General features: G+C 57.7%; 16 protein-coding genes. 6 read left to right on the top strand and 10 right to left on the bottom strand.

The features are described from left to right. Positions 1–30 precede the first annotated feature (30 nt). The 4 genes from AC2FID_RS04520 to AC2FID_RS04535 all read right to left on the bottom strand — a co-directional run bounded on the left by AC2FID_RS04520 (position 31) and on the right by AC2FID_RS04535 (position 3508). A complete protein-coding gene (locus AC2FID_RS04520) occupies positions 31–1077 on the bottom strand; it encodes a methyltransferase domain-containing protein (RefSeq protein WP_496835576.1) in 1047 nt (348 codons plus the stop codon). A gap of 105 nt (positions 1078–1182) precedes the next feature. After that, entirely contained in the window at positions 1183–2295 is a 1113-nt protein-coding gene (locus AC2FID_RS04525) for a YhaZ family DNA alkylation repair protein (protein WP_496835577.1), read from the bottom strand. A 2-nt stretch (positions 2296–2297) separates the two neighbouring features. Next, a complete protein-coding gene (locus tag AC2FID_RS04530; RefSeq protein WP_496835579.1) occupies positions 2298–3077 on the bottom strand; it encodes an SDR family oxidoreductase in 780 nt (259 codons plus the stop codon). Between the two features lie 68 nt (positions 3078–3145). Continuing rightward, positions 3146–3508 (bottom strand): nuclear transport factor 2 family protein, encoded by a 363-nt coding sequence (locus tag AC2FID_RS04535; protein WP_113790112.1) that lies wholly within the window; start codon positions 3506–3508, stop codon positions 3146–3148. A 109-nt stretch (positions 3509–3617) separates the two neighbouring features. Between AC2FID_RS04535 and AC2FID_RS04540 the strand changes: the two genes are divergently transcribed. The 4 genes from AC2FID_RS04540 to AC2FID_RS04555 all read left to right on the top strand — a co-directional run bounded on the left by AC2FID_RS04540 (position 3618) and on the right by AC2FID_RS04555 (position 8210). Then, positions 3618–5225, top strand: coding sequence for a peptide chain release factor 3 (locus AC2FID_RS04540; protein WP_058271831.1), 1608 nt, complete (start codon positions 3618–3620; stop codon positions 5223–5225). A 21-nt stretch (positions 5226–5246) separates the two neighbouring features. After that, positions 5247–5684, top strand: a complete 438-nt coding sequence (locus tag AC2FID_RS04545; protein ID WP_058271832.1) for a hypothetical protein — start codon at positions 5247–5249, stop codon at positions 5682–5684. Continuing rightward, positions 5681–6610, top strand: coding sequence for a glycosyltransferase family 2 protein (locus AC2FID_RS04550; protein ID WP_496835582.1), 930 nt, complete (start codon positions 5681–5683; stop codon positions 6608–6610). Before AC2FID_RS04545 ends, AC2FID_RS04550 begins: the two co-directional genes overlap by 4 nt. A gap of 184 nt (positions 6611–6794) precedes the next feature. Further along, positions 6795–8210 carry a DEAD/DEAH box helicase gene (locus tag AC2FID_RS04555; RefSeq protein WP_496835584.1) on the top strand — a complete coding sequence of 472 codons (1416 nt, stop codon included), beginning with the start codon at positions 6795–6797 and terminating at the stop codon, positions 8208–8210. Here the strand turns inward: AC2FID_RS04555 and AC2FID_RS04560 are convergent. The 3 genes from AC2FID_RS04560 to AC2FID_RS04570 are packed head-to-tail and all read right to left on the bottom strand — an operon-like array spanning position 8207 to position 10211. After that, positions 8207–9109 (bottom strand): EamA family transporter, encoded by a 903-nt coding sequence (locus AC2FID_RS04560; protein WP_496835585.1) that lies wholly within the window; start codon positions 9107–9109, stop codon positions 8207–8209. The two genes, AC2FID_RS04555 and AC2FID_RS04560, sit on opposite strands and share 4 nt — an antisense overlap. 21 nt (positions 9110–9130) lie before the next feature. Then, positions 9131–10015, bottom strand: a complete 885-nt coding sequence (locus AC2FID_RS04565) for a fatty acid desaturase (RefSeq protein ID WP_496835586.1) — start codon at positions 10013–10015, stop codon at positions 9131–9133. Continuing rightward, positions 10008–10211 carry a DUF2061 domain-containing protein gene (locus AC2FID_RS04570; RefSeq protein ID WP_058278218.1) on the bottom strand — a complete coding sequence of 68 codons (204 nt, stop codon included), beginning with the start codon at positions 10209–10211 and terminating at the stop codon, positions 10008–10010. Before AC2FID_RS04570 ends, AC2FID_RS04565 begins: the two co-directional genes overlap by 8 nt. Before the next feature lie 106 nt (positions 10212–10317). Between AC2FID_RS04570 and AC2FID_RS04575 the strand changes: the two genes are divergently transcribed. Together AC2FID_RS04575 and AC2FID_RS04580 are read left to right on the top strand one after the other, a co-directional pair. Beyond that, a complete protein-coding gene (locus tag AC2FID_RS04575; RefSeq protein ID WP_058271837.1) occupies positions 10318–11181 on the top strand; it encodes a helix-turn-helix domain-containing protein in 864 nt (287 codons plus the stop codon). A gap of 94 nt (positions 11182–11275) precedes the next feature. After that, on the top strand, positions 11276–11458 hold the full coding sequence (locus tag AC2FID_RS04580) for a hypothetical protein (RefSeq protein ID WP_058271838.1): 183 nt from the start codon (positions 11276–11278) through the stop codon (positions 11456–11458). On the opposite strand, the gene AC2FID_RS04585 is transcribed toward AC2FID_RS04580, so the two are convergent. Genes AC2FID_RS04585 through AC2FID_RS04595 form a run of 3 tightly spaced genes read right to left on the bottom strand, consistent with a single transcriptional unit; the run spans position 11455 to position 14017 of the window. Then, positions 11455–12216, bottom strand: coding sequence for an SDR family oxidoreductase (locus tag AC2FID_RS04585; RefSeq protein WP_496835588.1), 762 nt, complete (start codon positions 12214–12216; stop codon positions 11455–11457). The genes AC2FID_RS04580 and AC2FID_RS04585 overlap by 4 nt on opposite strands. Continuing rightward, positions 12213–13679 (bottom strand): carnitine 3-dehydrogenase, encoded by a 1467-nt coding sequence (locus tag AC2FID_RS04590; protein WP_496835589.1) that lies wholly within the window; start codon positions 13677–13679, stop codon positions 12213–12215. The genes AC2FID_RS04585 and AC2FID_RS04590 overlap by 4 nt, the downstream gene beginning before the upstream one ends. A gap of 8 nt (positions 13680–13687) precedes the next feature. After that, positions 13688–14017 (bottom strand): hypothetical protein, encoded by a 330-nt coding sequence (locus AC2FID_RS04595; protein WP_472723906.1) that lies wholly within the window; start codon positions 14015–14017, stop codon positions 13688–13690. Between the last annotated feature and the right edge of the window lie 27 nt (positions 14018–14044).

The raw sequence follows: 14044 nt of genomic DNA on the forward strand, positions 1-14044 counted from the left end.
ATAACAACCCCGCCCCTCAGGTGCAAGAGATCAGCAACAGCCGCTGGATGGAGCCTCGCCCATGGCTTCAAACGGGCTTTCACCGCCACAGCCTTCGAAAATGCCGTAGTGGGTCGAGAAATCGCCGATGAACTGAAAGTGCCGGGCGAAACGGGTATCTTTCAACATCATCCAGGTGTTGCCGCAGACAGGAAATACCTTGCCCGCCTCGATCGCGTGGTGATCATCCAGTTCGAACAGATGCGGGGCGTTCGGGATGGTGCCCTTGTAGATCACGGCCTGGCCGTAATCCTCGCACGCAGGCTCCAACTCGGGCAGCTTGAACAGACGGTAGGTGGCGGAAAGGAATTTAAGAGGCGCAACACGCTCTTCGAGCACCACGTTTTCAATAGTCAGCGGACGATGCGTGACCCGGCGCGGATCATCAAATCCTGCCTTACGCGACATCGACAGGAAATCGTTCCAATACAACGCGCCGGACAGGCATTCACCGTACAGAACCTCATCCTCGGCCATCTCCTTGGGCACGCGGCGGTCTGAATAGACGTCCGAGAAATACATCTCGCCCCCGTCTTTCAACAACCGGTGCGCACCGCGCAAAACAGCCTCTTTATCGGTGGCCAGATTGATCACGCAGTTCGAGACGATGATGTCAAAAGAACCGGGTTCCAGATCAAGCTCATCCAGCTTTTCGATATAGCCATGGTGGAATTCTACATTGCTGGCAGAATGCCCAAAGGCCTGCGCGTGATAGTCCTGATGCGCGCGCGCGATGTCCAGTTGCTCCGGCGTCATGTCCACACCGACAACGCGCCCCTTTTCGCCTACCATTGCAGACAAGGCATAAACATCACGTCCCGCACCACAGCCGAGATCCAGAATGCTCATCCCCTCAAGGTCGTGCGGAGCGATCAGACCGCAGCCATAGTAGCGCGTCAGAACTTCGTCATGAATTTTCGACAAGATCTTTTTGACATGATCCGGCATGTCATCAGGCGTACAACACGCGTTTGTCTGCAAGTCCGAGCTGCCCTGCAGGACCTCGCCATAGTAATTCTGCACTGCCTCATGCTTCATCGCGGCTATCCTTCTGTCTGATGGCTGCATAGCAGCTAATGCAGTGCGGGGATTGGCGCAATCCGGACCTTTAGAATCTGACGAAAGCGTGAGGGCGTGTAGGGGTTATGCCAGCAGTTCGAAATCAACGCCCGCGCGCAGTTTGCCGTTCACCTGAATCTCAAGCCGATGCGCACCGGGGATCAGTTTGAACGTGGTCGCATCACCTTTAAGCTTGTGCTTTTTGATCAGGGTAAGAGCACCATCCGCTAACGCGGACCGTTTCAGCTTGTGAACTTTGGCTGACGTTTTGCCCCCAGGCCTTTGAAAATGAACAATATAATCCACCAGAACAGGTTGGTCGCCGTTTCCACTCAGCACTACATCGAATTCCAGCGCGCCGCCGATCTGAGCATCACCCTTAATGGTGACATCGGCCGAAACCTTCGCATCAGGGTCAAAGCCAAGCATTTTCATAGCGCGCGGATGGCCTGCTTTCACAAGCCCGCGCAAGGTATGCGAGGTCATCCAGTCCATCTCGGCCTGATCCTGCTGTCCGTTCCTAGTCCAGTCCTGCAACCGGTCCAAAACCAGATCCGGGTCTTTCTTGGTGATGTCATTCAGATGGTTGGCCACCGACCGGGTGACATAACGCGTCCCATCGGCATGCAGGCGATCCAACAACGGCAGCGGATCGGTCAGTTCCAGCGCAACGCCCTGCCCCCAAGGCAAGCGCGGCCGTGTGCCTTCGCTAACTAGTCGTCGCACGTGATAGCTGTCATGCGCGCACCATTCCTGCATCCGCGCCAGCACCTGTTCCTGATGGGTATTGAGGAACGGACGTATGGCCCATTCCATTGAAAACCTCTGGGTCAGTTCCTCAAGCACATCCAATGACTGCTTTGGATGATCCATCCCCACGGCAACAACCCAGTCACCCAGTGGCGCAAAGATGAAATCACCAAAATCATCATCCATTTTGCCGGGATCCAAGGGCGGAGGCAGGGCGCGCAGCAGCGTTGGTGCGATCTGAGGCAAGTCGCCCGGCACCGCCTGTTGCAGGCATTCGGCGATCCAGGCCATCCTCTCTTTCAGCTCCAGATCCAGCAGACGCGACATGACCTGCGCCTCAAACGCCTCGGCATCAAAAGACGGGTCCGCGCCCGCGAAAAGCCCCGCCAAATAGCGGGTCTTTTCGACATTAAACAGTTGATCTTTAAGCGAGAAGTTTTGAGCCATGATCACATCGTCAGGTTGGTGGCGCCACCATCCAGCAGTATGTTCTGCCCGACAATGAAACCGGCATTCTGCGAACACAGGAACGCACAGGCTGCACCAAATTCTTCACGCGTTCCATACCGGCGCGCCGGGATGGTTGCCGCGCGTTCAGCGCGCGCCTCGTCCATCGAAATTCCTTTTTGCGCGGCGACACCACCATCCAATGAGTCCGCCCGGTCAGTGGCATGAATGCCCGGCAGCAAGTTGTTGATCGTCACACCTTTTGGTGCAACCTGACGCGCAGTTCCGGCAACATAACCTGTCAGTCCGGTGCGGGCTGCATTCGACAGACCCAGCGCAGGGATCGGTGCGCGCACAGATTGCGAGGTGATATTCACCACCCGGCCCCAGCCCTTGTCCATCATCCCCGGCAACAGTGCCTTCATGAAGGCAATCGGCGTCAGCATGTTAGAGTCCAGCGCTTTGACAAAATCGTCACGATCCCAGTCCGACCACAAACCGGGCGGCGGACCACCGGCATTTGTCACAAGAATATCAACATTCTGCGCGACTTTTATCACCTGTTCTTGCCCGTCAACCGAGGTCACATCGCAGGCGACAGTTTGCACGTCCACCCCATGTTCAGATCGCAGGCGCGTGGCCTCGGCTTCCAAAGCCTCAGACCCGCGCGCGTTCATCACCAGATCAACACCCGCCGCGGCCAGTGCCTCGGCACAACCCAGACCCAAACCTTTGCTACTGGCGCAGACCAGCGCACGTTTACCTTTGATCCCAAGATCCATCTGATCCTCCCTGTCTTTGCCGCACATCTAGCACCAGCCTTTCAGGGAAGACCAGAAACCAAAACACGTTAGTAAAAGAACTCTTCGCGCACGATCTTGCCGTCCGCCACGTGGTAAATGGCGACTTCGCGCATATCAAAGCTGTCACCGCTTTCCAGCACAGTACCCTTCACTTCAAAAATTACGGCAAAGCGGTCCTCACCATGCACAAATGGGTCACTTACTGAAGCTTCGGTTACATCATGTGCGCCTTCCCACCATTCGTGTTTGCCGCGGATTGCGTCGCGCCCGGCGACTTCGCGCCCCATACCCGAGTAATCCACAGCTTCGACAGAAACGGCATTGTCTGCATAGAGCTTATCCAAATTCGCTTTGGCCCGGCCCTCGCGGCAACCAGCGACCAGTTCGTTTGCGATTTCTTTTAAATTCATCACACCTCTCCATCATTTGTTCACTATATGTTCTTTTTGCCATCGTCAGGCGATTCTGAACACCCCCTTTGTCTTGCCTCGGCAGAATTCCCCGCATATACGCGCGTTCATGCTTGATACCGCCTCGAACCAACCCGTTTTGCCGCCCGAGATCGCCCGGCGCCGGACATTCGCCATCATCTCGCACCCGGATGCGGGCAAAACGACGCTGACTGAAAAGTTCCTGTTGTACGGGGGCGCTATTCAGATGGCCGGTCAGGTGCGCGCCAAGGGCGAAGCCCGGCGCACCCGTTCGGACTTCATGCAGATGGAGAAGGATCGCGGCATCTCGGTTTCCGCATCGGCGATGTCTTTTGACTATGACACCTTCAGGTTCAATCTGGTGGATACGCCCGGCCACAGTGATTTCTCTGAAGACACCTATCGCACGCTGACCGCTGTGGACGCCGCCGTGATGGTCATCGACGGCGCGAAAGGTGTGGAAAGCCAGACGCAGAAACTGTTCGAGGTCTGTCGCCTGCGTGATCTGCCGATCCTGACCTTCTGTAACAAGATGGACCGCGAAAGCCGCGATACGTTCGAGATCATCGACGAAATTCAGGAAATGCTGGCCATTGACGTCACGCCTGCCGCGTGGCCCATCGGCGTCGGCCGCGATTTCATCGGCTGCTACGACATGCTGCGCGACCGGTTGGAGCTGATGGACCGCGCCGACCGTAACAAAGTGGCCGAAAGCATCGAGATCAACGGTCTTGATGACCCCAAGCTCGCGGAACACGTACCCGAGCACCTGCTGGAGAAGTTCCTGGAAGAGGTCGAGATGGCGCGCGAGCTGCTACCCGCCATGGACCCGCAGGCGGTGCTTGAGGGGCATATGACCCCGATCTGGTTCGGTTCGGCGATCAACTCGTTCGGTGTCAAGGAACTGATGGAGGGCATCGGCGCTTATGGCCCGCAGCCGCAGATCCAGTCTGCCGAACCGCGTCAGATCGCACCCGACGAAAAGAAAGTCGCCGGTTTTGTCTTCAAGGTTCAGGCCAATATGGACCCCAAGCACCGCGACCGCGTCGCCTTTGTCCGCATGGCATCGGGCCATTTCAAGCGCGGTATGAAGCTGACTCATGTTCGTTCGAAAAAGCCGATGGCGATTTCGAACCCTGTGCTGTTTCTGGCGTCCGACCGCGAATTGGCCGAAGAGGCCTGGGCCGGTGATATCATCGGCATTCCCAACCACGGCCAGCTTCGCATCGGCGACACGCTGACCGAAGGCGAAGCGATCCGGGTGACCGGCATCCCCTCTTTCGCGCCTGAACTGCTGCAAACCGTGCGCCCCGGCGATCCGATGAAAGCCAAGCACCTGGAAAAAGCCCTCATGCAATTTGCCGAGGAAGGTGCCGCCAAGGTGTTCAAACCTTCGATCGGGTCAGGCTTCATCGTCGGCGTCGTCGGCGCGTTGCAATTCGAAGTGCTCGCCAGCCGGATTGAGATGGAATACGGCCTGCCAGTGCGCTTTGAGGCGTCGCAATTCACCTCGGCCCGCTGGGTCAGCGGCGGCAAAGCCGAAGTCGAGAAGTTCGTCGAAGCCAACAAGCAGCACATCGCCCATGATCATGACGGCGATATCGTTTATCTGACGCGCCTGCAGTGGGACATCGACCGGGTCGTCCGCGACTACCCCGAACTGAACCTGACGGCCACGAAAGAGATGATGGCGTGATGGCACGGGCCGAAAGCACGAATGGATGATGATCTAACGTATTCGGGTGGCTTGCCCGCCCTGCAAGACAGGTTCGAAAGGCGACGAGCGCCTTTCGACTTCTCGGACGAGGTACTGCCGGCAGAAGATGTCGATCTGACCCATTTGACGCGTCAGATTGTTCCTGAAAGCGCGACACGGCCGCAACCCGGCCAGGCGGATACATCCTGGACGCGCAAACGCCGACACATCGCGCAGGAATTCGTCGGAAAATCTGAACTGGCGTTTCTGAACGCGCAGCTTATTTCGAACTTGCGGAAACGATCCTGGCCGAACCACGCCCCCGCCTTGTTTTGCCGGTTGTGGGCCGAGCATTCGGATCATCTGTTCAAGGCTTTGAATCGCGATCCCGGGACAGTGTTCCGGCGCCTGGCCAAAATGCGTGAGACTCGTGCAGCGCGTAGGGAAGCGCGCCAATGACGACCTGGGGTATCGTCTCAATGGTTCGCGGATCGACCCGCGACATACTCAGGTTCGCGGCCCATCACCTCGATCTGGGTGCGGATTATCTGTACATTTACCTGGACGAACCTAATCGTGAGGCGCACCGGGCCCTCAGGAAACACCCGAAAATCAGGGCGCGAATCTGTGATGATGTCTTTTGGGATAAACGCAAACGCGACCGCCCGGACCGCCATCAGGTTCGTCAGACACTTCATGCCACATTCGCCTATCGCAACACCGATCTGGACTGGCTGGCCCATATCGACGTGGATGAGTTCCTTTGGTCTTCAAAACCCATCCGGGAGCAGTTGCAATTCGTCCCCGCGGAAATCCCTGCCGTCCGCGTCCGGCCAATGGAGGCAATGGCAGGCGGCGAGGATCTGTTCAAGGCGCATATCCCCAGCGGCCCGGACCGCTCAGCCATAGTACAGTCCGTCTATCCCAACTATGGCAGCTTTGTACTCGGCGGGTTCCTCAGCCACGTTCAGGGTAAGCTGTTCGTCCGCACAGGCATGGAAAAGCTGAACTTTCGCATCCACAACCTGTTTCAAAACAAAAAACTTCTGCCCTGCAAATTCGAACTTCCGGGGTTAGAGCTGTGTCATCGCCACGCCCCTGACTGGGACCACTGGGCCGCGCACTATCAGTTCCGGATGGCGCGTGGGTCCTATCAACCCGGCATGTCCCCGAACGTTCCGCGCGAACTGGGCGGTCTGAACAAGAATGAGTTGTTCAACTGGATCGAGACAGAACAGGGCCAGGACGGTTTGCGCGCGTTCTATGACGAAATTAGCGGTGCCGATCCTGGCGTACGCACACGTCTCGAAGAATATGGGTTGATCCGGCACAGACCGCTGGATCTGGACGCTAAGGTTGCGAAACACTTTCCCGGAAGCTGCTGAATTGTTGCGGAAAACCAGCAGTGGGCGTTAGCGACGTCAGGTTAAGGGCTCTTCATTTGACCCTGCCCCATGATTTTGTTATGTCCGCGCAAAGCCGAAATGCGCGTGACAGCGTATGGCCATCCGGGCCCGGCATTCCTTTGACGCGCGGGCTAGGTCTAGTGTCCGCATGAACCGGACATACATGACAAAATTCAACGAACTGAACCTGAACCCGAAGGTCCTCAAAGCCATTGAGGAAGCCGGATACGAAACGCCCACGCCAATTCAGGAAGGCGCGATACCCGCTGCCCTTGAAGGTCGGGATGTTCTGGGCATTGCTCAGACCGGTACCGGCAAGACGGCCAGCTTTACGCTGCCGATGATCACCTTGCTGGCCCGTGGGCGCGCCCGTGCACGGATGCCGCGCTCGCTAGTGCTGTGCCCGACCCGGGAACTGGCCGCGCAGGTGGCCGAGAATTTCGACACCTACGCCAAACACCTGAAACTGACCAAAGCGCTGCTGATCGGCGGCGTCAGCTTCAAAGAGCAGGACGCGTTGATCGACCGGGGCGTTGACGTCCTGATCGCCACGCCGGGTCGCCTGCTGGACCATTTCGAACGCGGCAAGCTTCTTTTGACCGGTGTTCAGATCATGGTTGTCGACGAAGCTGACCGGATGCTGGACATGGGGTTCATCCCCGATATCGAACGCATCTTCTCGCTGACGCCGTTCACGCGCCAGACCTTGTTCTTTTCGGCCACTATGGCGCCCGAGATTGAGCGGATCACCGACACCTTTCTGTCCGCACCCACGCGGGTCGAGGTTGCGCGTCAGGCCACTGCTTCGGAAACTATTGAACAGGGCGTTGTCATGTTCAAAGGCGGTCGTCGGGATCGTGAGGCCAGCCAGAAACGCAATGTCCTGCGGGCGCTGATCGACGCTGAAGGCGAGAAGTGCACCAACGCCATCATCTTCTGCAACCGCAAGACCGATGTGGACATCTGCGCCAAGTCTCTCAAGAAATACGGCTATGACGCCGCCGCGATCCACGGCGATCTGGATCAATCCCAGCGCACGAAAACACTCGACGGCTTCCGGGATGGGTCTTTGCGCCTACTCGTGGCCTCGGACGTGGCCGCGCGCGGATTGGATGTGCCATCCGTCAGCCATGTGATCAATTTCGACGTCCCCGGCCACCCCGAAGATTACGTCCACCGCATTGGCCGCACCGGTCGCGCCGGGCGTGAGGGCAAGGCGATCACGATCTGCTCTTCCCGCGATGAAAAGGCGCTGGCGGCGGTGGAGAAGTTGATTCAGAAGGAAATTCCCCGCCTGAACAACCCGATTGAGGCGGATGAATCCAAAGCCGATTCCCCAAAAACCGAGAATCAGCCCAAAGCGGCGGACACCAAAAAGTCCGATCGGCGCAAAAGCGAGCCCCGTACGGAAAGAGAGCCTCGTAAGGATAGAGAACCGCGCAAGGATAGAGAGCCCCGTAAGGACAAAGAGTCCAAAGGTCGCGGCCGCAGAGACGACAGGGGCCCTGCAGTTGTCGGCATGGGCGATCACCTGCCCAGCTTCATCGCCCTCAGCTTTGACGAGCGCCGCGCAGGCTAAATCGTAAGCACCAGTGCCAGTATCGAGGCACCAAGCAACGTCATCCCGGCGATCTCGCGCCGGGTGATTCTTTCGCGGAAAAACAAGATCGAGGCGAACAGGCTGAAGATCAGCTCGACCTGCCCGAGAGCTTTGACATAGGCCGCGTTTTGCAGAGTGAAGGCAAAAAACCAGCAGAACGAACCGCATAGACTGGTTAGCCCGACAAAAACGCCCGTTCGGCGTGTGTCCCAAACTGCGTGCAGCTCAGCCCGGTCGCGCCACAGCAGCCACAACCCCATGCTGAGGAATTGGAACGAAACCACCACTGCCAAAGTGACCAGCGCCCGGAACCAGGCGTCTAAATCCCCAAGCTCCAACGAGGCACCGCGATAGCTGACGGATGAGAAAGCAAACAAAACGCCCGAACCCAGCCCAAGGCGCGATGCACGGTTGGTGAGGTGTGCCCACCAAGCCCCTTCTCCACCAGGACTTTTCGACAACAGCAAGACAGCCACCAGTCCCAGAACAATCGCAAACAACGCACCCGAGGACACCTGATCGCCCAGGACCAGAAATCCGACGATGGCGGTTTGGATAACTTCGGTCTTCTTGAATGTAATACCGACGGCAAAATTGCGTTGTTTGAACAGGGCCACCACGCAGATGGTCGCCAATATCTGCGTTGTCCCGCCGATCACTGCAAACAACCAGAACCGCCCCGTCAGGGCCGGTAGGCTGAAACCAGTCAACTGCATCGCCACGATCAGGCCTAGAACGGCCAGTGGCATGGAATAGGCAAACCGCGCAAAAGTCGCGCCGGCTGCCGAAAGTTTCGCGGTGCTCAGCGACTTTTGCAGCATGAATCGTACGGTCTGAAATGCTGCGGCGGCGATGGTGATGGGAATCCACAAACTCATGGATTCCCTTGTGTCGTCAAATCACCCCTTTGGCCAGAGCGGATGCTCGACCGGGTCCTTGGCACGCCAGAAATACGATCGGAAAATCTGCCCGTAAGACCGATAGACATAAGCGTGGTTGCTGGCCAGATAGCGGTCTTTTCCGGCACGATAAAGCGCAGGCAATCGGTACCACGGAGCGCCGGGATTCATGTGATGAACGACGTGCAGATTGTTGTTCAGAAACAAAAAAGCCAACAATCCACGATCTTCGACAATGACCGTGCGGGCACTGGAGTTTTCGTGCGCTCGGTGTTCAAGAAACGTCCGGATCTTTACCAGGGCCAAACCAATGTAAGCAGACAGAACAAAGGCCCATACAGGCATTGGAGACCCAGCAACCACCCACAAAACCGCGGCCACCCCAATCAGGTGCAGCCCCCATGCCAACAGTACGGCTCTGTCTCCGCGTTTGGCGCCACGCAACTCATCCCGAAAGAAGATATACTGACCAATCGCCGGGCCCAGCACCATGCGCCCAAGCAGCGTGTTGTTCGCCCTCAGCAGCCGCTTCTGCCAGCTTTTGAGCGTATTCCAAACCTTCGGGTCCAGATAGTTCGACTCAGGGTCGTCATAGGGGTCGGTCAGCGTCGAATCCCTGTGATGCGCCAGATGCAGATCGCGGAACCGGTTGTACGGAATGAACAAGGTCAGAGGCAGCGCCATCAGCGCCTCGTTCACCCAGCGCGTACGGAACGGGTGCCCGTGTAGCGCCTCGTGCGTCAGTGATGAATGCAACGCTGCGACCAAACCCATGGCCGGGATGGCCAGCCAGATGGGAAGTGTGAATATCACTGCCAGCCACGCTGCATAACACGCAATGATCAGGGCAAAGGTGCCCCACTCGGGACCCGGCCGCTCAGACATTTCGGCCCCATGTGATGCCCGCCCAGACGCGCTCATAGATCACGTACATCGTCAGGCCGATGCCCGTGTTCACAATCGCCAACGTCCCGCCAACTGCAGCAGAGCCTGTCGCGATAAGACCCACCAGCGTCATCATGACCAGGCCCATCGCATTCCACACCACAGCCTTCACGACCGATCTTCGTCGCGTTTCCATTCCGTCACCCATATTATTGTTATGCTTTAAGAATTACGGATCGTGGCCGAGTTGAAAATTCTGAATATGATTAACAAAATTCATCATCCATGATATAAATCACCATATGACGGATAAATTAGACAAACGAGACCGCGCTGCACAGTTTCGCCAACGCCTTGCCCGCGCGATGGAAGAACGTGATATCAGCCAAAGCGCGCTGGCCCGGGATATCGGTGTCGACCGATCGACCGTATCCCAACTTTTGACTGGCGAAGGTGCGCGCCTGCCGAACGCGCATGTCGTTGGCAGCTGCGCCACAGCGCTTGGTGTTTCGGCTGACTGGCTGCTGAGCCTATCAGATCGGCCAGAAAGCGCTGCAGAGCTTCTGGCGCTTTCTCTGAGTATGACCAAGGCGCCACGCGCGCTGGTCGATGAACGTATTTTCGAATGGCACAAAGAGGCGGCTGGCTACAAGGTTCGCTATGTACCCGCCACCCTGCCCGACATGCTGAAAACCCGCGCCGTGCTAGAGTGGGAATACGCCCCCCATCTGGGGCGAACAGCGGATCAGGCCATCGGCGCATCAGAAGACCGGCTGACGTGGATGCGCAGCGCGCAATCAGATTATGAAATCGCCATGCCACTGTATGAGATCGACAGCTTTGCCCGCGCGACCGGATACTACGAAGGCCTGTGCCCGAAAATCAGGATGGATCAGATCGACCACTTGTTAGAGCTGAGCGACCAGCTTTATCCCCGCATGCGCATCTATCTGTTTGATGCCAAACGCCTCTATTCTGCGCCCGTCACGATTTTTGGCCCGCTGCTGTGCGTGTTCTACGCGGGCAGTCACTATATGGCCTTTCGAGACCGCGACAGGATCGAAGTTTTTTCCCGTCATTTCGATACGTTGGTGCGAGAAGCGGATGTGACGGCGCGGGACTTCCCCGATCATCTCAGGCAGCTGCGATCAACGATTTCCGCCTGATAACGGCCTCATAGATGCGTAAGCGACCAAGGTGTGATATCGTCACTTGGCGCGAACTATCGAGCGATCCGATCACAGACGGAGGACCATAGGAATGGACGCATTAAAAACTGCTCAATACGCACGGGCGCTTTATTCCGCCCACGGAGATCAGGCCGAGGCGGAAGCTGCGCAGAAGATGCGCGAATGCAAAGACGCCGGGAACATGCAGCAAGCCCGTGACTGGCAGGCGGTTCGCCAGAGCATCCGCCAGATTCGCGGACCCAATCAGGGTTAGATTTTCGGGTCGGGGTTGACGGTGTGCCCATCAACGGCAATCACCTGCCCCGACACCAACCGCGCCGCATCCGATGCAAGGAACACGGCCATATTGGCGATGTCGTGACCTTCGACAAAGCGACCCATTGAAGTGCCCGAGGCGTAACCGTCATAGACTTGGTCACGCGTCATGCCCTTGGCGTCGGCTTCTCGCTGCAGCACGCCTTCCATCCGTGGGCCTTCTACTGAGCCAGGGCAGATGACATTGCATCGCACGCCATGCGCGCCAAGCTCCATCGCCAGGGTCTTGGCCAGACCGATCATCCCCCACTTCGCCGCAGCATAAGGCGCGCGATTAGGGTACCCATATTGGCCAGCCGTCGAAGACGTAATGACCACCGCGCCACTGCCCTGACGTTTCAGGATCGGCGCCGCGTGTTTGGCGCACAGAAAGGCACCCTCCAGATTTACTGCAAGGCACATGCGCCAATCGTCCAATGCAACGTCTTCAACCGAAGCGGTTGGTCCCGCGATTCCGGCATTTGCGCACAGGGTATCCAAACCACCCCATTCCGCCTCGATGTCTTGGAACAAGGTGGCCACGGCATCCTCATCCGCGACGTTCGCCTCGGACCGCTGCCAATGGGCCGAACAATCAGACAGGGCATTCGGGTCAACATCAGCCACCCAAACCTGCGCACCGGCTGCATCAAAGGCCTCGGCCATTGCACGGCCAACGCCCGAGGCGCCAGCCGTGATCAGAACGCGCCCACTCATGCCGGTTTGCGGATCGCAGCACCCGCACCTTCAGGATAAGGCAATCCAGCCTGAGCTTCGGCGATCCGGGCCATAGCCGCTTCGATCTCGGCCGAAGGTGCGCTCGGACGACGGGTTTCCAGACTTACATGCAACAGGAAGCTTTCGCCCGTGGCCAAAAGCTTGTCGCCTTCGTACATGGAATGAAACACGTGCAGCTTCTTGCCCTGCCCCAAAAGCAACTGCGTGCGCACTTCGATCTTTGCACCCGCGTGGACTTCGTCGATATAGCGGAGGTGGTTTTCGGCCGTAAAGTAACTGCCACCCGAGGAGATGTAATCCGCATCGCAGCCCATGATTTCCATGAAGCGGTCGGTCGCTGCGGCGAAGGCTTCAAGGTACCGGGCCTCGTTCATGTGGCCATTATAATCCGTCCAATCCAACGGCACTGCACGCGCCAGTGTCAGAATTGGCTGGCTCAGATCGGCCTGATCCATCGTCGGAAGTGCGCCCGGTTTCAGCGCAACGTCATGCTGGTTCAGAACAGCACCGGCCCCATAGTTCTGCGCCTTGAGCGCCCGCATCATGCCAACGAGGTTATTGTCGCGAATACGCTCCAATTCGCGGATCGAGTGCATGCCCGATTGTGCGTCAGACTGATCCGCGATCATGTCGACCAGCTCATCAGTGAACTCGGGCACATCCATCAACTTGGTCCAGGGCCATTGCAACGCCGGGCCGAACTGCGCCATGAAATGCCGCATCCCTGCCTCGCCACCGGCCACGCGATAGGTTTCGAACAGACCCATCTGTGCCCAGCGAATGCCAAAACCCATGCGAATTGCTTCGTCGATCTCTTCAGTCGTGGCGATCCCGTCCTTGACCAACCACAGCGCCTCGCGCCAGACAGCTTCGAGGAACCGGTCAGCAATATGCGCATCGATCTCTTTTTTGACATGCAGAGGGAAGAAACCCACCGATTTCAACAGGTCCTTCGCGCGGTCGACCATCTCGGGCGTGTTCTTGTTGGTCGGCACCAATTCGATCAGCGGCAGCAGGTAAACCGGGTTAAACGGATGCGTAACCACGATTTGTTCAGGGCGCAACGCGCCTTCCTGCAACTCGGACGGTTTGAACCCGCTGGTTGACGACCCGATGATCGCCTCCGGATTGCAGGCCTCTTGCAAGCTTTTGTAAACCTTCAGCTTCAGATCCAGCCGTTCAGGTACACTTTCCTGAATCCAGATGGCGCCTTGCACGGCGTCAGTCAGATCGTCATGGAAGGTAAGCGCCCCCTCAGACGGCAAAAGCACATCACTCAACCCCGGCAGAGACCGGCGCGCGTTATCGAGCACCTCGCCAATCTTGCGCTCGGCCTCCGGGTCCGGATCGAACACGCGGACATCCCAACCGTTAAGCAAGAACCGCGCGGCCCACCCGCCGCCGATTACACCACCACCGATGATAGCTGCTGTTTTTGTCATTTCTTTTCCTAGTCGATACAGATCACCAGCTCGCGTCCCGTCTCATCCAGATGAGGAATGCACCCGAACTGCGGCGTGACCGCGCTGCATTGTTTGGTCGCGGACAGGCAAAAGCCTTGACAGTCCGAACCTTTTTCACAGGTCTTGCCCGCATCTGCCAGCGGCAGAACGCACACATATTGCTGGGCTTTGCCTGCAACCTCGTAGACACCGCCTTTGGCTTCGCAGGCCTGCCTCCCATTGTTCACAGAAGCCGCCTCCGCCTTTTCATCCGCCGGAAGGCAAGCCGCCATAAGCCCCGCTCCAACGACAGCCAGACACCGCAACATCACTTTCATGAGTCTCATTCCCTCAGTTGATGCCCC

Source organism: Ruegeria sp. CDSC068 (genome assembly GCF_059610545.1).